24 protein-coding genes and 1 pseudogene are annotated in these 22606 nt (G+C 71.6%); 5 read left to right on the top strand and 20 right to left on the bottom strand.

The features are described 5' to 3' along the window. Positions 1-60: 60 nt before the first annotated feature. Entirely contained in the window at positions 61-1041 is a 981-nt protein-coding gene (locus ACQP2O_RS24285; protein ID WP_433189364.1) for a threonine ammonia-lyase, read from the top strand. A 112-nt stretch (positions 1042-1153) separates the two neighbouring features. Here the strand turns inward: ACQP2O_RS24285 and ACQP2O_RS24290 are convergent, their stop codons facing one another. From ACQP2O_RS24290 to ACQP2O_RS24300, 3 genes are all read right to left on the bottom strand, one after another. Beyond that, on the bottom strand, positions 1154-1699 hold the full coding sequence (locus ACQP2O_RS24290) for a hypothetical protein (protein ID WP_433189367.1): 546 nt from the start codon (positions 1697-1699) through the stop codon (positions 1154-1156). 30 nt (positions 1700-1729) lie between these two features. Then, complete coding sequence (locus ACQP2O_RS24295) at positions 1730-2248, bottom strand: hypothetical protein (protein ID WP_433189370.1); 519 nt, start codon at positions 2246-2248, stop codon at positions 1730-1732. Between the two features lie 106 nt (positions 2249-2354). After that, entirely contained in the window at positions 2355-2828 is a 474-nt protein-coding gene (locus tag ACQP2O_RS24300) for a hypothetical protein (RefSeq protein ID WP_433189373.1), read from the bottom strand. A gap of 264 nt (positions 2829-3092) precedes the next feature. Here ACQP2O_RS24300 and ACQP2O_RS24305 point away from each other — a divergent pair. From ACQP2O_RS24305 to ACQP2O_RS24320, 4 genes and pseudogenes are all read left to right on the top strand, one after another. Beyond that, positions 3093-3233, top strand: a pseudogene (locus tag ACQP2O_RS24305) (helix-turn-helix transcriptional regulator); the annotation flags it as partial. Positions 3234-3251: 18 nt separating this feature from the next. Beyond that, positions 3252-5462: an ATP-binding protein gene (locus tag ACQP2O_RS24310; RefSeq protein ID WP_433191153.1), complete on the top strand. Its 2211-nt coding sequence runs from the start codon at positions 3252-3254 to the stop codon at positions 5460-5462. 113 nt (positions 5463-5575) lie between these two features. After that, a complete protein-coding gene (locus tag ACQP2O_RS24315; RefSeq protein ID WP_433189376.1) occupies positions 5576-5788 on the top strand; it encodes a hypothetical protein in 213 nt (70 codons plus the stop codon). A gap of 12 nt (positions 5789-5800) precedes the next feature. Further along, positions 5801-6250, top strand: a complete 450-nt coding sequence (locus ACQP2O_RS24320; protein ID WP_433189379.1) for a hypothetical protein — start codon at positions 5801-5803, stop codon at positions 6248-6250. A 110-nt stretch (positions 6251-6360) separates the two neighbouring features. On the opposite strand, the gene ACQP2O_RS24325 is transcribed toward ACQP2O_RS24320, so the two are convergent. The 17 genes from ACQP2O_RS24325 to ACQP2O_RS24405 all read right to left on the bottom strand — a co-directional run bounded on the left by ACQP2O_RS24325 (position 6361) and on the right by ACQP2O_RS24405 (position 22455). Further along, entirely contained in the window at positions 6361-6822 is a 462-nt protein-coding gene (locus tag ACQP2O_RS24325) for a nucleoside deaminase (RefSeq protein ID WP_433189381.1), read from the bottom strand. Positions 6823-6902: 80 nt separating this feature from the next. Continuing rightward, a complete protein-coding gene (locus ACQP2O_RS24330; RefSeq protein ID WP_433189383.1) occupies positions 6903-7676 on the bottom strand; it encodes an urease accessory protein UreD in 774 nt (257 codons plus the stop codon). Continuing rightward, positions 7673-8326: an urease accessory protein UreG gene (gene ureG / locus ACQP2O_RS24335; RefSeq protein ID WP_433189386.1), complete on the bottom strand. Its 654-nt coding sequence runs from the start codon at positions 8324-8326 to the stop codon at positions 7673-7675. Before ureG ends, ACQP2O_RS24330 begins: the two co-directional genes overlap by 4 nt. 13 nt (positions 8327-8339) lie before the next feature. Next, positions 8340-9041, bottom strand: coding sequence for an urease accessory protein UreF (locus ACQP2O_RS24340; RefSeq protein WP_433189389.1), 702 nt, complete (start codon positions 9039-9041; stop codon positions 8340-8342). Positions 9042-9051: 10 nt separating this feature from the next. Beyond that, positions 9052-10749 (bottom strand): urease subunit alpha, encoded by a 1698-nt coding sequence (locus ACQP2O_RS24345; protein WP_433189392.1) that lies wholly within the window; start codon positions 10747-10749, stop codon positions 9052-9054. Further along, positions 10742-11044 carry an urease subunit beta gene (locus tag ACQP2O_RS24350; RefSeq protein WP_433189395.1) on the bottom strand — a complete coding sequence of 101 codons (303 nt, stop codon included), beginning with the start codon at positions 11042-11044 and terminating at the stop codon, positions 10742-10744. Before ACQP2O_RS24350 ends, ACQP2O_RS24345 begins: the two co-directional genes overlap by 8 nt. A gap of 55 nt (positions 11045-11099) precedes the next feature. After that, complete coding sequence (locus tag ACQP2O_RS24355; protein WP_360893825.1) at positions 11100-11402, bottom strand: urease subunit gamma; 303 nt, start codon at positions 11400-11402, stop codon at positions 11100-11102. Positions 11403-11484: 82 nt separating this feature from the next. After that, positions 11485-12522 carry an allantoicase gene (gene alc, locus ACQP2O_RS24360; protein WP_433189399.1) on the bottom strand — a complete coding sequence of 346 codons (1038 nt, stop codon included), beginning with the start codon at positions 12520-12522 and terminating at the stop codon, positions 11485-11487. 3 nt (positions 12523-12525) lie between these two features. Beyond that, positions 12526-13851, bottom strand: coding sequence for an allantoinase AllB (allB, locus tag ACQP2O_RS24365; protein ID WP_433189402.1), 1326 nt, complete (start codon positions 13849-13851; stop codon positions 12526-12528). After that, positions 13848-14228 carry an allophanate hydrolase-related protein gene (locus tag ACQP2O_RS24370; protein ID WP_433189405.1) on the bottom strand — a complete coding sequence of 127 codons (381 nt, stop codon included), beginning with the start codon at positions 14226-14228 and terminating at the stop codon, positions 13848-13850. Before ACQP2O_RS24370 ends, allB begins: the two co-directional genes overlap by 4 nt. Further along, positions 14219-16528 carry a xanthine dehydrogenase family protein molybdopterin-binding subunit gene (locus ACQP2O_RS24375; protein ID WP_433189408.1) on the bottom strand — a complete coding sequence of 770 codons (2310 nt, stop codon included), beginning with the start codon at positions 16526-16528 and terminating at the stop codon, positions 14219-14221. Before ACQP2O_RS24375 ends, ACQP2O_RS24370 begins: the two co-directional genes overlap by 10 nt. Continuing rightward, a complete protein-coding gene (locus tag ACQP2O_RS24380; protein WP_433189411.1) occupies positions 16525-17886 on the bottom strand; it encodes an 8-oxoguanine deaminase in 1362 nt (453 codons plus the stop codon). The genes ACQP2O_RS24375 and ACQP2O_RS24380 overlap by 4 nt, the downstream gene beginning before the upstream one ends. Then, entirely contained in the window at positions 17883-18356 is a 474-nt protein-coding gene (locus ACQP2O_RS24385) for a (2Fe-2S)-binding protein (RefSeq protein ID WP_433189413.1), read from the bottom strand. The genes ACQP2O_RS24380 and ACQP2O_RS24385 overlap by 4 nt, the downstream gene beginning before the upstream one ends. Then, a complete protein-coding gene (locus tag ACQP2O_RS24390; RefSeq protein WP_433189416.1) occupies positions 18347-19216 on the bottom strand; it encodes an FAD binding domain-containing protein in 870 nt (289 codons plus the stop codon). The genes ACQP2O_RS24385 and ACQP2O_RS24390 overlap by 10 nt, the downstream gene beginning before the upstream one ends. A gap of 2 nt (positions 19217-19218) precedes the next feature. Continuing rightward, positions 19219-20091: a factor-independent urate hydroxylase gene (gene pucL, locus ACQP2O_RS24395; protein WP_433189419.1), complete on the bottom strand. Its 873-nt coding sequence runs from the start codon at positions 20089-20091 to the stop codon at positions 19219-19221. A 2-nt stretch (positions 20092-20093) separates the two neighbouring features. Beyond that, entirely contained in the window at positions 20094-20405 is a 312-nt protein-coding gene (gene uraH / locus ACQP2O_RS24400) for a hydroxyisourate hydrolase (protein ID WP_433189422.1), read from the bottom strand. 1 nt (position 20406) lies between these two features. Beyond that, positions 20407-22455, bottom strand: coding sequence for a zinc ribbon domain-containing protein (locus ACQP2O_RS24405; RefSeq protein WP_433189425.1), 2049 nt, complete (start codon positions 22453-22455; stop codon positions 20407-20409). Positions 22456-22606: the final 151 nt, after the last annotated feature.

A 22606-nucleotide genomic window follows, 5' to 3' on the forward strand; every position in this document is an offset into this window, starting at 1 on the left:
ACCCATGAGCCTAGACGAGCGCGAGGCCGACGGTCGCCAGGGGCGCTACGCTGCTGTGTCGTGCAGGAGACGCGCCTCGACACTGCCCGGATCCGGGCGGCTCGCCGGGTGATCGACCCGATTTTTCGCGACACACCGCTGTACCGCTGCGAGGCGCTGGAGCCCGGCCTCGGGTGCACGGTGAGCATCAAGCTCGAAACGGCGAACCCGGTCCGCAGCTTCAAGGGCCGTGGCACCGAGGTCGTCGCGAGCCTGCTCGCCGGCAACGGCTCGCGAGCCGTGGTGTGCGCCAGCGCGGGCAACCTCGGCCAAGCCCTCGCCTGGTCCGGTCGCGGCCGGGGGCTCGACGTCACCGTCGTGGCATCCCGCTTCGCGCCCGCGGCCAAGCTCGATCGCATCCGCGCGTTGGGTGCCACGTTGGAGCTGGTGGACGGCGACTTCGACATGGCTCGCGAGCGGGCGGCGGCCATCGCGCGACACGACGGCATCCGGCTGGTCGAAGACAGCCTGGACATCGAGACCTGCGAGGGCGCGGCGACCATCGGCCTCGAACTGGTGGACGCCGAGCCGTCGTTCGATGCCGTCCTGATCGCCCTGGGCGGCGGGGCGATGGCCACCGGCGTGGGCCACGTGGTGAAGGCCTTGGCACCCGACGTCGAGGTGATCTGCGTCCAGCCGCTGGGCGCACCGGCGATGACACACTCCTGGCGCCGGCGGCGCGTCATCACCACCGACTCGACCGACACCATCGCCGACGGCGTCGCCGGCCGGCGTCCCATCCCGGCCGTCCTGGACGACCTCCTCCTGGTCGCCGACGACGCCGTCTTGGTCCAGGAGGCGTCGATCATGACCGGTATGCGGATGCTCCTCGACCACGCCGGCCTCGTCGTCGAGCCCTCAGCCGCGCTCGGCATCGCGGCGATCCTGGAAGACCGTGACCGATTCGCCGGCCGCCACGTGGTCACCATCGTGTGCGGCAGCAACGTCGACGTGGACGCCTACCACCGCTGGGTCGGAGCGGCTCCCATCCACCGGTCTTGACGGCTGGCAGCACCGCGTCCGGTGGAGGTGTTCCTCGATCGCCTTACCGGCCCGCATGTGCTCACCGGCCACGGCCGAACCGAGGTTCTTGAGCCGCAGTCGTGCGGTGGGGTCAGCAGAAGTTGACGTCGCCGGAGCCGGGGTTGGTGACTCCCCCGCTGAAGCTCCAGGTCGGGGTGTCGGCGGAGCAGAGGTAGTCGAAGGTGCCGTAGTCGTGGATCTCCAGATACCCGTGGTAGGTGCGGACGTTGGAGGGGGCGGAGTAGATCGACAGGGGCTGGCTGTCCCACCAGTACGTCCCGTCGGGTGCCTCGACGGGGGCGGTGACGGTGCCCGAGCCGGAGGATGTGGATGTTCCGTTGGTGACGTAGATATAGCCGTCCATGGTGAAGCCGTAGACGGAGGAGGTGATGTGCGCCTCGGTGTAGGCGTTGTGGCCGGGGACGCCGTCGATCGTGTAGTTGCAGGAGTTCCACGCCAGGTAGTAGATCCCAACCTGGCCGAGGTCCGAGCTGAGTTTGTGGATGGGGCCGAGAACCTGCTTGCCACAGGAGGCGGCCTGCGCGGGCATGGCCGGGGCGGCCGCGACGGTGGTGAGGGAGGCGGCGGCGACCGCCGCGCCCACGACGGCGGTTCTCAGGCGGTGGCGTGGTTTCATGATCTTCCTTTCGATGGGGTGGCCGAGCCGTCAGGCGTTGGGGAGACCCCAGTACTGGTAATTGTTGTTGGTGTTGCAGCCGTTCTCCCTGAACAGCAGGCTGCTGGGTTGTCCGGAGTCCAGGCAGGCGTGGATGTCGTAGGTAAAGAACTGGTAGTTGAAGCTCTTGTAGTTGTTGCCGGTCAACGCCCAGATCTGGCTGGAAACCTGTCCCGGTTTGCAGATATCGACCGAGGCCTTGTCGTCCTTGACGGTCATGCAGTTCTTGCTGGCGAGGTTGTAGACCCGCACGTTGTGGATGCCGTTGGTGTCGCCGTTGTAGGAGGCGACTTCCCATTTCTGCCAACTGCTGTTATTGCAGCCATCCAGATACAAGCGCGTTTCGCCGTTGTGCTGTGTGAGGCATTTCCCGCCCTGCTTGGCCTGGATGTGGACACTCGGGAGGAAGATGTCGGCATGGGCGGGGCCGGTCATCAGAGCACCCGTGACGGCGGCGGTAGCGGTGACGGTCGCGGCGGAGCGGAGTTTACGGCTGGACAGGAGCTTCATGCATGCCTCCACGGAGTCGAGGTGAGTTTCACCTGGGTGATCCCGATCAGGGGATGTGGCTGAAAGTGCTTCGCGACGAGACCGGCTTCGACTTACAAACCGGGGATTACCAAGCAAGCGGGACGGAGCCGGATTCGACGTCGCCGGAGATTTCTCCGGAGTCCATCAGACGGGCGCGGGCGAATACGCGCGCGATGCCCCTGCCGCCGGGAATGGGGACGAACTTCGACCACTCGTAGGCCGATCCGCTGCCGACCGGGTTGACGGCCGGACCGATGTTCTGGCCGACGCCCCACTGGATGCTGCCGTCCTGGTACTGGACGCCGAGCTCGGCGATGAGGTGCACGTCGGTGTTGCCGCCATGGTAGGTGATCTTGGCGACGGCGATGTGGCTGTCGTAGTCGAGGTAGACGCAGGGCTGCGCGGTCCAGCCGTGGCCGAGCGGGCCGTCGGTCTGGACGCCGTTGACGATGCGACAGGCATGCCAGACGTCGACGGCGTGCGCGGGTGTGACGGCGAGTGCGAGCGTGGCGGCGACGGTACCCGCGGAGGCGAGTCCGGTGGCGAACCAGCGTTTCACGGAGGGTGTCTCCTTCGTTTCGGATTGATGACGGCCGGGACGAGGGCTACGCATCGGCGTGCTCGTCGGCGCTTCGGGTCGGCCACACACGTGCACCGCCAAGGGTGCGCTCCAGGTCCTCGTTGGCGGGCACTCCTTGCCGGCACTTGATGAGAGTGACCATGACCTTGACCGCCTTGAACATCGTCCGTAGACAGGAGCGAGGACTCCAGGCAGAATCGCTGGCAGAAATTTCGGCAGTTTCACCGCGAATCGGGGGATCGGGTGCGCGGCCAGTCACACGCAGGGCTTGGTGCCGCGCTCCGCGCGCGGCGGATCGAGGCCGGGCTCACACAGGAACAGCTCGCCGAACGATCGGGGATGAGCGTACGGGCGATTGGCGATCTGGAGCGCGGCAAGGTTTCCAGGCCGCATCGCGAGACGGTGCGACTGCTCGCCGAGGCGCTCGGACTCGACGAGGAGGGAAGCCGAGATCTGATGCGACGCGTCGGCCCGCAAGCCCTCGCCGACGGCCCCGCCCTGGATCTGCCGACTCACCCCTCGGCCCGCAATACGGTCATGGTCACCGAGAAGATCGAAGCACCCCGGCCATCGGTCTCGACGGTCTCCGTCGACGAGTCCGCGAGCACACCCCCGGGCGAGCCGCGCCGATCGCCCTGGCCCGCACCGGCCCAGTTGCCGGCCGACATCCCTGACTTCACCGGACGCGCCGTGGAACTGCATGTAGTGACCAGCAGTCTGGACAGTGACGCGGCATCCGCGAGAGTGACCGTCGTCACCGGCTCGCCGGGGGTGGGGAAGACGACCCTGGCATTACACGCCGCCCACCGACTGCGCCACGTCTTCACCGACGGCACCCTGTTCACCGACCTGCGTGGGGCCGGCACAGCCCCCCGGGACCCTGGGGACGTCCTCAACTCCCTGCTCAGATCCCTGGGCGTGCCAGGCCGAACCATTCCTCCCGGCCTGGCCGATCGGTCGGCGCTGTACCGGTCGATACTCGCCGATCGCGCGGTCCTTCTCGTGCTGGACAACGCCGCCACCAGCGCCCAGGTACGGTCGCTGCTACCCGGCGGAGGTCCGAGCGCCGCGCTGGTCACCAGCCGCGCCCAGCTGACCGGCCTGGTAGGCGCGACCAGGCTCGACCTGCCGCCTATGAGCGAGCTGGAGGCCACCGCCCTGTTCGCGGCCACGGCAGGCCACGGGCGGGTGGCGGATGACGACACTGCCGTCACAGACGTGATCACCAGCTGCGGTCGGCTACCTCTTGCGGTGCGGATCGCCGGTGCCAAGCTCGCCTCCCGGCCGGCATGGTCGGTGCGGCACCTGGCCGACCGGCTGGCCGACAGGCATCGCCGGATGGACGAACTCCACGTCGAAGACCTCGATGTGCGCGCCAGCCTCATGCTCAGCTATCGCGGGCTCGGACCCGCGGCCGCACAGGCGTTCCGGCTGCTCGCACTGCTCGACTATCCGGCCTCCTCACTCCGTACGGCGGCCGCCCTGCTCAACGTGCCCGCCTCGGACGCCGAACACCTCTTGGACCAACTGCTCGATGCCCACCTGGTGACCAACCCGGCACCAGACCGCTACAGCTTCCACGACCTACTCCGCAGCTTCGCCAAGGAGCAGGCGCTCCGCGAAGACTCCGGCGATGTGCGTCGCCGATCCCTCACCCGCGCCGTCCGCGCCTCCCTCACCGACCTCGCCGGGCAGGTCCCGCACCCCCGGCCCGACGCAGTGCCCCAGGGAACCGGCCGCACAGCGGAACCGTCCCGCGCCAAGCGGACGGGCGAAGCGGTATCCGACGTCGAGCAGGACAACCTGGTTGCCGCGATCATGCTCGTGACCTCCACCCCCGAGCTGGATGCCGCCCTTGCCGCACAGCTTCTGGAACTCCTTCAGCGTCCGCTCATCCTTTCCGGCCGCTGGGACGACCTGTCCCGCTGCGCGGCCGCCGTTGAGCACGTCACCGGAGGCTGGGCCCAGGCGACAGCCCAGCGCGTCCGGGCTCGTATCGCGATCCACCGCAACGAGCGGGCCACCGCACGGCGGCTCCTGTCCATCACCCTCGAGCAGGCCCGCGCGACCGGTGATCGCCCCGGTGAAGCCAGCAGCCTCATCCTGCTCGGCACCTTGCACGGCCGCTCCGGCGACCACGACGCAGCGGTCGCCGCCCTCGAACAGGCCATTACGGTCGGGCTGACCATCAACATGCCGGTCCATATGATCATGGCCCACAACTACGCCGGCGAACAGTACCTCCACCTCGACCGGCCCGATACCGCGCTCTACCACCTCCGGACCGGGCTCAGCCTGGCCCGCGACAACAACGACGAAGATCTCATGGCCATGGCGCTCTACCTCCTTGGCGCCGCCCACAGCCGCCTCGGCGACCACCACACCGCCCTCATCCACCACCATGACGCCCTCCAACTCGCCCGGACGCGCGGCTCGGCCCACAGCGAAGCCATCGCTCGCCTCCACCTCGGCCGAACCCTCCAGGCTGCCGGAAGGCACGACGAAGCCGACAGAGCGCTCGCCATCGCAGTAGAAGGCTTCCGGGCGCACGGCGACCACCACAGCGCAGCACAAGCACTCGCCGCCGCCAAATCCCTCAGCGGGACGGTCTGAAACTCACCGCGGACGGACCTCCACGATGCCGGCACCGTGTCCACCGTTCGGTGGACACGGGAATGACCGGATCACCGATCGCATGAGGTGCCCGCTGCCGCGACGCTGGCGGTATGGATGAAACGTCGGTGCGCGTACATGGTCGGCCCACGCGGTACGGCGACGTCGCGGTGAACGACGTCGACCTCGGGCGGCCCATCCGGCGGCGCCGGCTCCGCATCGGCATCGCGTCGAAGACGTCGGCCGAGCGGCTCCGGCTCGCAGCTTGGTGGTCGTCATGGCCGCAGCGCGTCGACGGATCCATTCTTGTCCCGAACTTCGGCTGAAGGAAAGTACTGATGCACGCAAAAGATGCTGAACTGGCCGCCGCTTTGACCGAGCAACTCGGCGACGAAAAGATCGTGGCGGCCGCGTACGCCAGAGTCGACACCGCGCTCAGCCCCGCGCGGATGCTCTCGCCGCTCGGTAACTACCTCATCGCCAGGCCCGCCGCTCGCGCGGCGGCGAAGAAGATGACCGAAGAGACCGACATTCCGCTCGACGCGGCCGTCGTCTTCGGCATCAGCGACAGTGCCCTGCACGTGTGGGCCGCCGACCCGATGCTCAACCGGGTCGGCGAGCATCTCGGCCAGATTCCGCTGGAGCGCATCGCGTCCATCAAGGTCGAGGGCGGCAAGAGCTGGCAGCCGGTCACGATCAGCATGGCCGACGGAAAGGGCGTCGAGCTCGAGGGCCGGGGCTCCATTCACGCGGTCGCAGCGGAGTTCGACAAGCGCAAGGCCGGATAGCCCGGCTCGTGGGCGGCCGGGCTGGAGCGTCGTCGGGGCGGGGCGGACCGTGAGCTGCTCATGCGACCGTTCCCCCGCCGGCGCTCCTCGGGGAACGACGCCACTCGTACTCACGAGCTCTCGCCGATGTCCTCGTTCCAGATGTCGGGGTGTTCCCCGATGAAGGCGGTCATGAGCCCGGCACACTCCGGGTCGTCGAGTACGACGACCTCGACACCGTGCCCGGCCAGCCACTCGTGGTGGCCCTCGAACGTCCGCGCCTCGCCGACGACCACCCGGGAGATGCCGAACTGCAGGATCAGCCCGCTGCAGTACCAGCACGGCGACAGCGTCGTGGCCATGGTCGTGCCGCGGTACGTGAGCTGCCGGCCGGCCGCGCGGAACGCCGCGGTCTCGCCGTGGGTCGACGGGTCGTCGTCCTGGACCCGCCGGTTGCGCCCACGCCCGAGCAGCCGCCCGTCGGCGCCGAACAGCGCGGCCCCGACCGGGACGCCGCCCTCGGCGTACCCGGCGCGCGCCTCCTCCAGCGCGACGTTCAGCATCGCGGCGTCATCGACGACATCACTGGTCATGGGCCCACTATCGCCGCGCGACCCGGAAAGGGGAATGGACAAGACGCCCGGATCTCGATCCACCGCCGGAGGACCGCACGTCAGGTGAGGAGGCGGCGGCCCCGTTCCAATCGCTCGCGCAGCCGTACCGTGTCGGCGGCCATGGCCGTCACCAGGACGCCGGGGCCGGCGAGCGGCAGCACGGCCAGCCCTTCGTCGGCGTACGGCTCCGCGGTGACGCCGGTGACCAGCAGGGTGCCGACGGCCCCCGCGTCGCCGAGCACGGCGCCGCTCGTGGCGTCCTCGTCGATCCGCAGCTCGTGGCGGAGCAGCGGCTCCGCGCCGACCGTGACATCGAACCGGCCGACGTAGCGGCCGGCGGGCTCACCGTGGCGGCCCAGCACGATCTCCTCCCGCCACACCAGCTCCGCGCCTTCGGCGAGCGTCACCTCCGCACGCGCCCGGTGGTCGCAGCCGGCCGCGGCGATCACGGGTTCGGGACTGAAGACGAGCCGCGCTCCGGCCGCGACGTCGGCCCGTACGACCAGGCGTGACGCTCCCGCGTTTCGGCGTCCCGGCAGGACGAGCGTTGCCGCCGCCGAGCGGACGTCGAGCCGCGCGCCTGGCCCGACGTCGATGGTCAGCTCCAGGTCGTCGCCCCCGAGCGGCCCCGCCCCCGCACCGACCAGATAGACCGACTCGCCGCACTCGCGCAGCGCGAGCGGACCGTCGGAACGCAGCCGCGTGATGCGGATCCGCCCGCCGGGGCCGCACTCGGCGCGCACGGCCGCGCGCGCCGCGAAACCGGTGCGGCCACCCGTGTCCCGGCCGGTGTCCGTGAGAGCGGTCGCGTGGCCTCCCGTGGCCAGGGTCACGCGGGTGCGCGTTCGGCGAGGGCGGAGCGGACCCAGGCGGTGACCTCCGGAACGTCCGGGCGCTCGCGCAGCGAGGTGAAGGCGATCGGCAGGCCGGCCCGCACGCGTTCGGCGTCGCGTGCCATGACGGTCAGGTCGGCGCCGACCAACGGCGCGAGGTCGGTCTTGTTGATCACCAGCAGGTCCGCGGTGGTGACCCCCGGGCCGCCCTTGCGGGGGACCTTGTCGCCGCCGGACACGTCGAGGACGAAGATCTGCCGGTCGACCAGCCCGCGGCTGAACGTCGCGGTGAGATTGTCACCACCGCTCTCCACGATCACCAGGTCGAGGGGGCCGTGCCGGTCCTCCAGCGCCTCGACGGCGTCGAGGTTGGCGGAGATGTCGTCACGGATCGCCGTGTGCGGGCAGCAGCCGGTCCGGACGGCCGCGATCCGGTCGTCGTCCAGCACGCCGTTCCGGCGCAGGAAGTCGGCGTCCTCGGTCGTGTAGATGTCGTTCGTGACGACGGCCAGCGCGACCTCGTCGCGGAGTAGGCGGCACAGCGCGGCGACCAGGGCGGTCTTGCCGCTGCCGACCGGGCCTCCGATGCCGAGCCGCAGGGCACGGTGCGCGTGCGGCTCGTGCGGGTCGTGGCTGTGGTCCAGTCCCACGGGGCCTCCGATCTCAGGATTCGAACAGGCGGAGTTCGGCCTGCTGGTGAAGCTCGGCGAACACGTCCAGCGCGGGCGCGGAGGCCGCGGGCAGGTCACCGGCGCGTACGCCCTCGGCCGCCTCCGCCGCGACGGCGTCGATCCGCCCGGCGAGGCCCGCGAGCATCCGGTGCACGCCCAGGGGATCGAGCCCGAGCAGGCGGACCGCCGCCGAGGCCGGACCGGTCACGGAGCCGTACGCCGCGATCTGCGCCGCGCGTTCCGGAGCGCCGTCCGCGGCGGCGACCGCGGCGCCGAGCGCGACCGGATGGTGCGGGCTGCCGGACGCCGCGGCCAGGCTCTCCAGCACGGGACCGGGCCAGGTGGCGCGGGCGACGCGCAGCAGCGCCCGTCCCTGCGCCCGCGAGGCCCGCCGCTGCGCGGGCGACGGCGTGCGCGCGTCGGCCTCGGTGTCGAGCCGGGCCCAACCGGCACTCGGCGTCGTTTCCGCGAGTGGTGTGTGGGCGCCGGCTCCGGGCCGTGCGTGCGCGCAGGCGGCCGCCGCCAGGCCCGCCGTGACGAGTCCCGCGGTCGCGAGTCGGCCGCGCAGGAAGCCGGCGAGTGTGGCCAGATCGTGGACGACGCCGGTCGCGGCGGCCGTCTCGAGGCCGCCCGAGTGCGCGTGCCCGCCCGCGGGGAGCCGGGAGTCGGCGAGCAGCAGCAGCGCGGCGTCCATCAGGAGTCCATCAGAACAGGAAGTACCGCTGGGCCATGGGCAGCTCGGAGGCGGGCGCGGGCTCGACCTCGTTCCCGTCGACGCTCACCGTGAACGTGTCCGGGTCGACCTTGATCTCCGGCAGCGCGTCGTTCAGCGGCATGTCCGCCTTCCCCACCCGCCGGGTGTCGTTGACCGCGACCAGGCGCCGCCGCACCTCGAGGCGCTCGGCGAGGCCGTCGTCCAGCGCGGCGGGGGCGACGAAGTGCACCGATGTGGCCGGGGCCGCGGTGGCGCCCCACATCGGGCGGGGGAACACCGGCTGCGGCGTCGGGATGGAGGCGTTCGCGTCGCCCATCTGGCCCCAGGCGATCATGCCGCCCTTGAGCACGACGTGCGGCCGGACACCGAAGAACGCCGGGTCCCACAGCACCAGGTCGGCGAGCTTGCCCACCTCGACGGAGCCGATCTCCGCGTCGAGGCCGTGCGCGATCGCCGGGCAGATCGTGTACTTGGCGACGTAACGACGGGCGCGCAGGTTGTCGTCCAGGCCGCCCCGGTGGCCTTTCATCACATGCGCGGTCTGCCAGGTACGGATGACGGTCTCGCCGATCCGGCCCATCGCCTGGGAGTCCGAGCCGATCATCGAAATCGCGCCGATGTCGTGCAGGACGTCCTCGGCCGCCATCGTGGTCGGGCGGATCCGCGACTCGGCGAACGCGAGGTCCTCCGGCACCGACGGATTCAGGTGATGGCAGACCATGAGCATGTCGAGGTGCTCGTCGAGCGTGTTGACCGTGTGCGGCCGGGTCGGGTTGGTCGAGGACGGCAGGACGTTCGGGTACCCGGCGGCCGTGATGATGTCCGGCGCGTGCCCGCCGCCCGCGCCCTCGGTGTGGTAGGCGTGGACGGACCGGCCGCCGACGGCGTTCAGCGTCGACTCGACGTAACCGGCCTCGTTGAGGGTGTCGGAGTGCAGGGCGACCTGGACGCCCGAGACGTCGGCGACGCGCAGGCACGCGTCGATCGCGGCCGGAGTCGACCCCCAGTCTTCGTGCAGTTTGAACCCGGACGCGCCGCCGCGCAGCGCCTCCCACATGCTCTCCTCGGACACCGTGTTGCCCTTCGCGAGCAGCGCCACGTTGACCGGGTAGGGATCCATCGCCTCCAGCATCCGGGCCAGGTTCCAGGCGCCGGGGGTCACCGTCGTCGCCTTGGTGCCCTCTGCCGGGCCGGTGCCGCCGCCGATGAGCGTGGTGACACCAGCGCCGAGCGCCTCGTCGACGAGCTGCGGGCAGATCAGGTGGACGTGCGAGTCGACCGCCCCGGCCGTGAGGATCCTGCCGTTGCCGGCCAGGATCTCGGTGGACGGGCCGATCACCAGGCCGGGATGGACACCGTCCATCGTGTCCGGATTGCCGGCCTTGCCGAGCGCGACGATCCGGCCGTCGCGCACCCCCACGTCGGCCTTGACCACGCCCCAGTGGTCCAGCACCACGACCCCGGTGATCACCAGGTCGGGTGCCCCGTCGGCGCGTGTCGCCATGCCCTGGCCCATGGACTCGCGGATCACCTTGCCGCCGCCGAAGACCGCCTCGTCGCCCGCCCCCACACCTCGGGACAGATCCTCGGTGACCTCGATGAACAGGTCGGTGTCGGCCAGGCGCACGCGGTCGCCGGCGGTCGGTCCGTACAGCTGGGCGTAGCGGGAGCGCGAGATCTCAGTCATGGCGCAGCCCCGGTACGACCGCGCGCCCGGCGAACGGCACCAGCGACACCTCGCGGGCGATTCCCGGCTCGAACCGCACGGCGGTGCCCGCGGGCACGTCGAGCCGGTGGCCGCGCGCGGCCACCCGGTCGAAGTCGAGCGCGTCGTTGGCCTGCGCGAAGTGATAGTGCGAGCCGACCTGCACCGGCCGGTCCCCGGTGTTGACGACCGTGATCGTCGTACGTGGACGGCCGGGGTTCAGCTCCACCCGGCCCTCTCCGGTCACGATCTCGCCCGGGACGGATCCGGCGCTCATTCGAACCTCCCTCTGGGCGGAACCTCCGTGGCCTCCTCGCCTCGGGCGAGGGGCGTCATGGGATCGGCCGATGGACGGTGACGAGTTTGGTGCCGTCGGGGAAGGTCGCCTCGACCTGCACGGAGTCGAGCATCTCCGGAATCCCCTCCATGACGTCCTCGCGGGTGAGCACGGTGCGCCCGGTCTCCATGAGCTCGGCGACGCTCCGCCCGTCGCGGGCGCCCTCCAGGACATAGGAGGCGATGACCGCGGTCGCTTCGGGATGATTGAGCCGCAATCCGCGGGCGCGCCGGTCGCGGGCGAGGCCGGCCGCCACGTGGATCAGCAGCCGTTCCTGCTCGTGTGGGCTGATCAGCACAGCTGGACGCTACCTCTCGCTCGAGCCCGCGGGAACGGGCCGGTCATGGATGTAACAGGAACTTCACGTGAGCCGGACGGAGTCAAGAATCGAAGGCGTCCCAGCGGTCGCGGAGGGCCCGCTCGCCGTCGGCCGTCAGCTCACCCCAGACACGGAGCCGGCCCACGCCGCCGTCGGGGTAGATGTCGAGCCGTACGTGCGTCACCTCGGCCGGTGGGGCGGCGGCGTCGAGCCGGAAGCGGTGGCGGCCGTCCGGCTGGATCCGGGTGGGCGGCAGGAGAGGGGCCCACTCCTCCGACACCCGGGCGTCCCGGCCGGAGAGCGCCGCCCAGCCCGGGGCGTTGTACTTGAGGTGCGTGGTGTCGATCTCGACCAGCCTCGGCCTGCCGGGGGCGGCCAGTTCCACCGTGACCCAGTCGTTGCCGTCGTCGCGCCGCCGCGCGGTCTCCCAGCCCTCGCCCTGGTGGCGTGGCAGGCCTGGGGCCAGGATGTTCTCCGGCGCGGAGTAGAACAGGTTCGAGCAGTCGGTGACGCGCGCGCCGTTCTCCAGCGCGGCCAGGTCCACCGTCAGGCCGGTCAGCAGCCGTGGATCCGGGACGACCTCGCCGTGCACGCGGAGCCGCGCGACACCGCCGTCCGGGAAGATGTTCAGGCGGACATGCGTGAACCTCCGCGCCGCCAGGACCGGGAAACGGTGCTCGGCGTCCCCGGTCAGGGGGCTCCGCGGCACGATCTCCACCCACGCGAGGGCGGCCAGCTCCTCGGCCGACGGATGGCCTTCCGCCGCGCAGGCCTCGACCGAGGCGTAGGCCGGGAAGTTCCCCCGGAACCAGGCGGTGTCGATGACGACCCCCCGGATCACGCCGGGCAGCCCGAGCCGGACCAGGGCCCAGTCGTGGCCGCGGTCGTCGACCGTCAGCCCGAGCGCGGACGGCCGCCGCCGGGCGGTCTCCCAGCCGTCGTAGACCTGGCCCTTCCGGCCGAAGGTCTCCGCCTGATGCCCGGCCGCCCAGGGGTTGATCAGGTTCTCCCGTTCCGCGAAGGACTCGTCGCTCGCGGCGAGGACGGAGCCGCCGAGGTTCCGGACCGCCAGATCCGGCAACGAGGTGAAATCGGCCATCGATCAACCCTCCGCGACCGCGGAGCGGCTCCGCAGGAGGCGCCCGCGAGGCGTGTCGCCCACGACCTCGCCGCGTAGCCAGGTGGCCCGCACGACGCCGGTGAGCTCGCGGCCCGCATAGGGCGTGACGCGGTGACGGGTCCGTAGCGCCGCCGGGTCGACGGTGAACGTCTCGTCCGCGGCGAAGGCCACGAGGTCGGCGTCGTTGCCGACCGCGATGGCGCCCTTGCCCGGGACGCCCGCCAGCGCCGCCGGCGCGGCCGACATCCACCGCACCACGTCCGCCAGGTCGTGACCGCGGCGGCGCGCCTCGGTCCAGACGGCGGGCAGGCCGAGCTGCAGGGAGGAGATCCCACCCCAGGCCTCGTCGAATCCGCCGCGCTTGAGCTCGGGTGGGCAGGGCGAGTGGTCGGTCACGACGCAGCCGACCACTCCGGCGGCGAGGCCCTGCCAGAGCCCGTCCCGGTTGGCGGCGTCGCGGATCGGCGGGCAGCACTTGAAGTGGGTGGCGTCCGCCCGGATCTCGGCGGCCGACAGCGTCAGGTAGTGCGGGCAGGTCTCGGCGGTGATCCGCACGCCCCGGGCCTGTGCCCGGGCCAGCGGCTCGAGGCAGTCGGCGGCCGACAGGTGCAGGATGTGCGCCCGTACCCCCGTCGTCTCGGCCAGCCGGATCACCTGCTCGACCGCCTTGTGCTCCGCGCTCGGCGGCCGCGCGGCCAAGAAGGCGTCATAACCGCCGTCCGCCGGGGCCGACAGCGACCCGGGGTCCTCGGCGTGCACGATGACCAGCCCCCGCAGTGACGCGATCTCGGCGAAGGCCTCCTCCATCGCGTCATAGGTCAGCGGCGGGAACTCCGGCACGCCGGAGTCCGCGGTGAAGCACTTGAAGCCGAAGACACCGCCGTCGTGCAGGGCCCGCAGCTCCCGCGTGTTGCCCGGAACGGCGCCGCCCCAGAAGCCGACGTCCGTGAAGCACCGGCCGGCCGCCGCCTCCTTCTTGACGGCCAGCGCGGCGGCGGTGGTCACGGGCGGGAGCGAGTTGAGCGGCATGTCCACGATCGTGGTCACGCCGCCCGCGGCGGCCGCGCGGGTCGCCGTCGCGAAGCCCTCCCACTCCGTACGGCCCGGCTCGTTGACGTGAACGTGGGTGTCGACGAGTCCCGGAAGCAGCGCGATGTCGCCGAGGTCCACGCGGGTCCCGGCCGGCAGAGGGTCATCGTGGTCGCCGACGGCGGCGACCCTCCCGTCCCGCACGGCCACGGCCGCGGGCCGCTCTCCGTCCGGGAGCAGCGCGCGACGCGAGCGTACGACCAGGTCGTACGGGCTCATGAGGAACGTCCCCGGTAGGCGGGCCAACTGCCGTATTCGGTGATGTCGACCAGTTCGGGGAAGGACGTCGGCGGGCGCCGCAGCACCATCGCCAGGGAGGAACTGCCGTCGACCAGCTCGATCACGCCCAGCTCCAGCTCGGGCGGCTCGGCCGGCAGCAGCCGGTCACGCAGCACGTCCATCGCCACGTCGTAGACCTCGCCCGCGACACGGGCGCCGCCGTGCGCGACCGGGAGGAGTCCGGGGAACCGGTCGCCGACCGCGAAGAAGCGATACCGCGGCGCGGTCGTGGTCTCGGCGACCAGCGGCGCGCCGTCCAGGAGGCGGTGCAGCGGCCCGCCGCGCATCGCCCCGCCGTTGAGGAACATCAGTGGCATATGTGCTCCGGTCGGATCGGTACTCGGGTGAGCGCCCTTCCGGTGGCGTCGCGGACGGCCGCGACGATGGCGGGCGTGGAGGAGAGCGTGGGCGGTTCTCCCGCGCCGCGCAGCCCGTACGGGGCGGCCGGGTCGGGACTCTCGAGGATGTCCAGCCGCATGGGCGGCATGTCGAGGATCGTGGGGATGAGGTAGTCGGTGAAGGACGGGTTCCGGACGAGGCCGTCCTGGACGACGATCTCCTCCATCAGCGCCAGCCCGAGGCCCTGCGCGGAGCCGCCGTGGATCTGGCCTTCCAGCGCGAGCCGGTTCATGATCTTCCCGACGTCCTGGACGGCGGCCAGCTCCACCACCTTGACCAGGCCGAGCTCCACGTCGACGTCGACCACGGCGCGGTGCACGCAGAGCGCGAGCTGGACGTGGCTGTCGCCCTGCCCGGTCACCGGATCCATGGCGACGGTGCGCCGGTGGCGGTATTCGCGGGTCTGCTCGACGACCCGGTCACCGAGGATGTCGGCGATCTCGGCCAGCGCGCCCGCCGACGCCGACACGACCTTTCCGCCGATGAGCGACAGATCGCCGAGGGTCGTACCGAGGCGTTCCCGGGCCAGCGCGAGGAGGTCCGCGCGGACCGCCTCGCAGGCCGCCTTCACCGCCCCACCGGTCATGTAGGACTGGCGCGACGCGGAAGAGGAACCCGCGTCGCCGACCCGGTCGTCGGCGGGCCGCACGGTCACCCGGTCGACGCCCAGCTCGGTACGGGCGATCTGCTCCTGCAGCGTGACCAGGCCCTGGCCGACCTCGGCGGCGGCGGTGTGCACGACCGCCGTCGCCTCGCCGCCGACGGCCTCCAGCCGTACCCGGGCGGTCGAGTAGTCGTCGAAGCCCTCGGAGAAGCAGATGTTCTTGATGCCGACGCCGTAGCCGACGCCGCGGACCACTCCCTCGCCGTGGGTGGTCTGGGAGACACCGCCCGGCAGGTCACGCAGGTCGGTGGCGCCCGGCGGCACGGGCAGTGGCATGGCCTTCAGCCGGGTGAGCATCTCCTTCAGCGGGGCGGGCGAGTCGATGACCTGGCCGGTGGCCAGCTTGGACCCCTGGCCGGCGGCGTTGATCCGGCGGATCTCCACCGGGCCGACGCCACACGCCTCGCCCAGCCGGTCCATCATCGACTCGTAGGCGAAGCAGGCCTGCACCGCGCCGAAGCCCCGCATCGCGCCGCACGGCGGGTTGTTGGTGTAGACGCCGTACGCGTCCATCCGCAGGTTCGGGACCTCGTACGGGCCGACTCCGAGCGAGGCCGCGTTCGCCACCACGGCGAGCGAGGAGGAGGTGTAGGCGCCGCCGTCGAGGACGATCTCGGCGTCGGCGTAGAGAATCCTGCCGTCGCGGGTCGCGCCGTACTCGTAGCGCATCAGCGCGGGGTGCCGGTGCACGTGGCCGAAGAACGACTCGTACCGGTTGTAGACGATCTTGACCGGCCGGCCGGTGTACAACGCCAGCATGCCGGCGTGGATCTGCATCGATAGGTCCTCGCGGCCGCCGAACGCTCCGCCGACGCCGGCCAGCGTCATCCGGACCTTCCCGTCGGGCAGACCGAGGCAGGGCGCGATCTGCCGGAGGTCGTTGTGCAGCCACTGGGTGGCGACGAACAGGTCGATCCCGCCGTCCTCGGCCGGCACCGCCAGGCCGGACTCCGGCCCGAGGAACGCCTGGTCCTGGATGCCGACGGAGAAGTCACCGGACACGACGACCTCCGCCCGCGCGCGGGCGGCGGCCACGTCTCCCACCCGGACCGGCTGGTGGCGGACGATGCCGCCGCGCTCCTGGACCCTGAGGCGGTCCGGGTCGGCGATCACGGCGCGCGCGTCGGTGATCGGTTCGAGGACCTCCCACTCGATCCTGATCTGCTCCGCCGCGTGCCGGGCCGTCTCCGGGTGGTCGGCCGCGACCAGCGCGATCGGCTCGCCCTGGTGACGGACCTCGCCGATGGCGAGCACGGGCTGGTCGGCGTGCTCCAGTCCGTACACCTTGCGCCCGGGCACGTCCTCGTGTGTGAGGACCGCCTCGACGCCGGGCACCGCGAGTGCGGGGCCGAGGTCGATCGAGCGGATCCTGGCGCGTGCGTGCGGGCTGCGCAGCGTCACGCCGAACAGCATCCCGTCGATCCACAGGTCGGAGGCGAAGGCGAACTCGCCCGTGACCTTGAGCGTGCCGTCGGGCCGGAGCAGGCTGTCGCCCACCCCGCCCCGGCCGGGGGCGAGGACGCCCTCGGCCGCGCCTGCCGGAACCGTCGTCACAGGACCTCCTTCGCGAGTTCCATCAGGCGGCGGCGCGCGTCGGCGCCGGCCCTGCCGATCTCGTGCTGTGGCGCGGAGACGAGTTCGTCGTCGTCGACCACCGTCCGGCCGCCCACCAGCAGCCTCGCCAGCGGCGGCGAGTGGCCGTGGACGAGCGCGACCACCGGGTCCTCCACGGCGGCGTGGAAGCCGTCCATCCGCCAGACGGCGATGTCGGCGAGCTTGCCGGTCTCGAGCGAGCCGATCTCGTTCTCCCGGCCCAGGAGCCGCGCGCCGCCGAGGGTGCCGAGTTCCAGGGCCTGCCGGGCGGTCAGCGCGCTCGGCCCGTACCTGGCCCGCTGCAGGTACATGGCCTGTCGGAGCTCGCCGATCAGGGGGACCATCTCGGCCGACGCCGCGCCGTCCACTCCCAGACCGACCGGAACGCCGGCGCCGAGCAGGTCGCGGACGCGGGCGATGCCCGCGCCCAGCCGCGCGTTCGAGCTGGGGCAGTGCGCCGTGCCGGTGCCCGTCTCCGCCATCGTGGCGATGTCGGAGTCGCTCAGGTGGACGGTGTGCGCGAACCACACGTCGCCGCCGAGCCAGCCGACCTGCTCCATGTACTCCACCGGCGTGCGGTTCAGCCGCTCGCGGCAGTACTCCTCCTCGTCGAGGGTCTCGGCGAGGTGGGTGTGCAGCCGTACGCCCTTGGCCCGCGCCAGGCCGGCCGACTCGACCAGCAGGTCCCTGCTGACGGAGAACGGGGAGCAGGGGGCCACCGCGATCCGCAGCATGGAGGAGAACGAGTCGTCGTGGTAGGCGTCGATCGCGGCGGCGGTGGCCTCGAGGATGTCGTCGAGACTCTCCACCACCTCGTCCGGCGGCAGCCCGCCGTCCGACCGACCGCGGTCCATCGAGCCCCGGCAGGGATGGAAGCGGACGCCGACGCGCCGGGCCGCGTCGATCTCGGCGGCGAACAGGTCGCCGCGCCCCTTGGGAAAGATGTAATGGTGGTCGGTGGTGGTCGTGGCGCCCGACCTGGCCAGCCAGCCGAGCCCGGCGGCCGCCGCTCCGCTCACCACCTCGGCGTCCATCCGCGCCCAGATCGGATAGAGCGTCACCAGCCAGTCGAACAGCGTGTCGTCCTTGGCCAGCCCCTGAGAGGCCCACTGGTAGAGGTGATGGTGGGTGTTGACCAGGCCCGGGGTGACCAGGCAGCCTCGGGCGTCGATCCGCTCCGCCCGGTCCGCGCCGGCGACGGACGGCGCCGGGCCGGGCCCGATCGCGGTGATCCGGTCGCCTTCGACCACCAGATGGCCGTCGGGGATCTCGGCGCCGGCGACCGGCGCGAGGTAGGCCCCCTCGATGATGACGGTCATCGCCCGGCGGCCTTCAGCTCGGCCGCACGGCGTACGGCGTCCAGGATCTTCTCGTAGCCGGTGCAACGGCACAGGTTGCCGGCGAGCGCCTCGCGGATGTCCGCGTCGGAGGGGTCGGGCACCCGCGTGATCAGGTCGTCGGCCTGCACGAGCAGGCCCGGTGTGCAGAAGCCGCACTGCACGGCTCCGCACTCCACGAACGCCTGCTGGACGGCCGTGAGCCCGTCGGCGGAGGCCAGGCCCTCCACCGTCCGCACCTCCCGGCCCTGCGCCTGCCCCGCGGCGACGAGGCACGCGCAGACCGGAACGCCATCGAGGTAGACCGTGCACGAGCCGCATTCGCCCTGCTCGCAGGCGTTCTTTGCCCCGGGCAGGCCCAGGCGCTCGCGGAGCACGAACAGAAGGCTCTCGCCCTCCCACACGTCGTCGGCGACCTGTTCCCGGTCGTTGACGCTGAACTTCACGCGCACTCCAGGGCTCCCTTCCGGTGGTCGTTCCACGCCCAGGTCAGGGTCCGGCGCGCCATGACGCCCAGCGCGTGCCGGCGGTATTCGGCCGTGCCGCGCACGTCGTCGATCGGGCTCGCCGCCGCGCCGACCAGCTCGCCGAAGCGCTCGGCCACCGCCCTGTCCAGGTCGGCGTCCCAGTCCGCCTCGCCGGCCAGGAACTCCTCCGCCGCGTACGCGCGGAGCGGGGTCGGAGCGGCGGAGCCGACCCCGGTGCCGACGCGCCGCTCGCTCGGCAGGAGCGCGATGGAGAACGAGCAGACCGCGATCACCATCGCGTTGCGGGTGCCGATCTTGGAGAAGTACTGCGGGCCCGTCACGGGCGGCAGCCGGAACGCGCGGATCAGTTCGTCGGGCCGCAGCGCGTTGCGCTTGACGCCCAGGTAGAACTCGGTGGCCGGGATCGTCCGGACGCCCCGGGCCGCCGATTCGACCTCGTACACCGCACCCGCCGCCAGCAGCGGCGGATGCGCGTCGCCGGCCGGTGACGCCGCGCCGAGGTTGCCGCCGACCGTGCCGCGGTTGCGGATCTGCGGCGAGCCGACCGTACGGGCGGCCTGCGCGAGGCCGGGCAGGCGGTCGGCCAGCTCGGTGATCAGCCGGGTGTACGAAACGCCCGCTCCGACGCGCACGGACCCGTCGGGCAGCGGCTCCCAGGTCGCGAGCTCGCCGACCGGGCCGAGGTCGAGCAGCGCCGCAGGGCGCTGCACGCCGAAGTTCAGCTCGACCATCACGTCGGTGCCGCCCTGGATGGGCAGGGCCTCCGGGCGCTCGGCCTTGGCGGCGAGCGCCTCCTCCCAGCTCGTGGGGCGCAGGAAGTCCATGCTCACTCCCAGGCGAATCCGGCGTCGGGTGCGTCGTCGGCGAGGACGGCGCCCTCGATCAGGCCGTACGGGCGGTCGGCCGCGAAGAACACCTCTTGCGGGTTGTCCAGGCCGAAGGGCTCCAGGTCGACCGTGAAATGATGCTTGTTCGGCATCGCGAGGCGGATCTCGCAGATCTCCTCGCGGGCGTTCAGGACCCGGCATCCCATCGCGTACAGCGTCTGCTGGAGCGAGAGGCTGTGGGTCCCGGAGAACGCGTCGAGCATGGCCCGGCGCGCCCGCTCGTACGACGCGCCGAAGGCGTCGTGCTCGGCCCGATGCCGCCACGCGGCGCTGACCTCGGTGGCCAGGACCCGGTCGTGGGTCGGCTCGAGGGTCGTGTACTCGTCCTCGATGAAGCCGTGGAACTCCGAGCCGGTGGAGTTGAGGACGGTCAGCCCCTTCAGCCCGGACACGATCGTGGCCTGGCGCGACGGCCCGTCGTGGTGCACGACGCAGGTGCGGATCTCGCGGCCGGACCGGACGAAGGAGTGCTGCCTGCCTCCGTACGTCGGGATCCGGTCCCAGAAGTACTCCTCGACCTCGACCCGCGCGTGGTGGATGGTCGGCTGCGAGTTGACGAAGTGCCGCGCCAGCAGCAGCGCGAACTCCTCGATCTCGGTGATGCCGTACTTCCTGGCGAAGGCGAAGACCGTGTTCTTCTGGCTGTCGGTCGGCAGGACCGCCGCGTTGTCGCCGTTCCGATGGACCGCGTCCAGGTCACCGGAGAGGGAGACGCTGACATTGCAGTCCTTGATGTGGTGGACGCGGCCGTCCCTGGTGATCCGAACGACCCGCGTTTCGGCCTTGCCGTACCTGTTCGGACCGAGCCGCACGGCTAGCTCCCGCGGTAGGTGGAGTAGGCGAACGGGCTGAGCAGCAGGGGGATGTGGTGGTGCCGCTCGGCGTCGGTGATCGTGAACGCCACCGTGACCTCGGGGTAGAAGTCGGAGATGCCCTCGGTTTCGAAAATCAGCCGGTGGACGCCCGCGCCGGGAGCCGGCCAGTCGCCGAACCGCCCGTCGGCGTCGGTACGGCCTGCGGCCACCGGCTTCCAGGATCCGTCGGCCGCGCGGCTCTCGAGCCGTATGGGCACGCCCTCGGCGGGCCGCCCGACCGCGGCGTCCAGGACGTGGGTGGACAGGGACATCTCAGCGGTCTCCTTCCGTGATGAGCGTCTCTGATCGGCTTAGGGATCCGTAGTCACAATGGAGTGTTGTGGCTGGGGGATCTGTCCACCGGGGTGGGGTGGAGTGGGCGTTCAGGTGGAAGCCTGCGCCCAGTGCCGCCCCTCGCGGCCGGTGCCGTGGACGGTTCCGGCCGGTGGTGGGGGTGTTTGAGCTGATCGTGCGCACGCCCTGGTACCGGCAGGCCGCGCGTGGCGGTCTGTGGTCCGTGTGAGCGCGTCCCTCCGGACGCTGACCCACCGACTTTTGAGGGCCGTGGGTGGAGGGTGCCCCGCGTCGCCTGGGCGCGGGGCGTGGGGTTCGGCGGGGGGTGGGGCCGGTCTTGGACCGGTCACCCCCGCTGGCTGGAGGAGCGGCGGTCAGGGCGATGACCGCACTCGCTTCAAACTTGTCGATGATGCGGCCGATGGCCATGTGGCCGGTGGCGCGGTCGAGGGTGGTGTGGTGCTGGTGGGTGAGGCCGCGGGCGGCGATGCGGCGCCACGCGCCGTGGTCGCGGTCGCCCTGCCAGCCACAGTGCGGGTCGGGGCAGATCGCCCATTTCCAGCCGGGTGTGGTGGGCCGGTCGGGTGCCTTGCAGTGGCGTAGCGGCAGCAGACACTGTGGGCAGTGTTTGGAGGTGTTGGCGGCCGGGACGGTGACGACGGCAATACCGGTCTCGGCGGCCAGGTGCCGCATGTTGCCGACGACCTGCCCGCGCACGGCCTGGGACAGGCGGGTGTTGAGGGTGCGGCCCATGCCTTTGGCCTCCATCGACCGCAGATCCTCCACATAGATCACACTCGCCCCAGCGGCGATCGCCTGGTCCACGACCCACCGGGCGGCCGACCAGGCCAGCGCGTCGTTCAGGCCCGACCGGCGATCGGCCACGTACTGGCGTTCGGCCGTCAGCACGGCGTGTTTGACGACCAGGTGGTGGCCGTCCTGGTCGGCGATGAGGCGGGCGTAGGTGTCGGTTTTGGCGTGCAGGTGTTCGCTGTGGCGGCGTAGCCGGTGCTGGCGGGCCATCACCCCGGCTGCCCGGAACATCGCCCCGGCACCGAGTGCGGTGATGGTGCCGTCGGGATGCAAGCGGCAGGCCCCGGCGCTGAGCAGGGTGTTCAGGCCCCAGTCCACGCCCAGCGCCGTCGTGTGACCCTTCCGTTCGGCTTTGGAGACGGGATGGGAGAACGCCAGGTCGGCATGCACCCTGCCACCAGCTGGCCCGGTGGTGGGGCGGAGTGTGGGCAGGTGCAGCACCGCGTCCGGTGGGACGGTGGGCGGCAGTGTGATCGGGCAGACCACCCAGGTCCAGTCGGCGTAGGAGCGCGGATCCGGGCGGGTGGGCAACTGCACGCGCAGCAGCACCTTGGCCGGGTCGTCGTCGGCGCGTTCCAGGGTGGCCTGTTGCCGGTCGACGGCGGCCAGCACCAGCATCCGCGCCGCGCGCGGCGCCTCTTCCAGTTCGAACACATCGACCGGAAGCCGCCCATGAGCGTCGAGAAAGACGGTGATCTGCCGGGTGCGCGCCTTGATCACACCGCTGGTCAGGGACCGGCCGTCGGGGATCGTCTCGCGGACGGTGTCCCATTCGGCGGCCGTGCGCTTGTCCGGGTCGGCAGGCCAGGTCGCCAGGATCCCGGCGACCGTCTCGGCGCGGTGCTGCGCACCGCGCAGGATCCGCCCGGCTTCTTCTTGCGCCATCCGCACGATCCGGTCATTGATCTTGACCCCATCGGGGACCCTCACGCCCCAGCCCAGGCGGCGCAACGCCATCCACGCATTCGACGGCAACGCGCGGCCCGCCGCATCCACCCCGGCGGCCAGCACGGCCACATCCCCGGCGTTCCAACGCTCGGCTAGCAGTCCGGCGGCCATCCCAGCAACCAGGTCCGCGCCCCAGCCCACCCGCTCGGCCACCGTCCGGGCCGTCAGGGCCTGTCCGGTTTTCTCATCCACCCCGCCACACAGCAGCGCGTGGGCGGCCGCGGTCCGCGCCACCTGACCGGCGGCCAGGGCAACCTTACGGCTCATGCGACATGACCGGATGACATGCGACCAAGCATGTACGCACAGTAGCGGCCTGTATCCGGAACCCGCTCGATGATTCGAAAATTCGAGCGAGACCGGCCCATCAGGACGTCGACCGCCTACCAGCGAAGCGTCATCGAGTGCAGCCCGCTTT

Source organism: Actinoallomurus sp. CA-150999 (assembly GCF_050942425.1).
Taxonomy (GTDB): domain Bacteria; phylum Actinomycetota; class Actinomycetes; order Streptosporangiales; family Streptosporangiaceae; genus Actinoallomurus.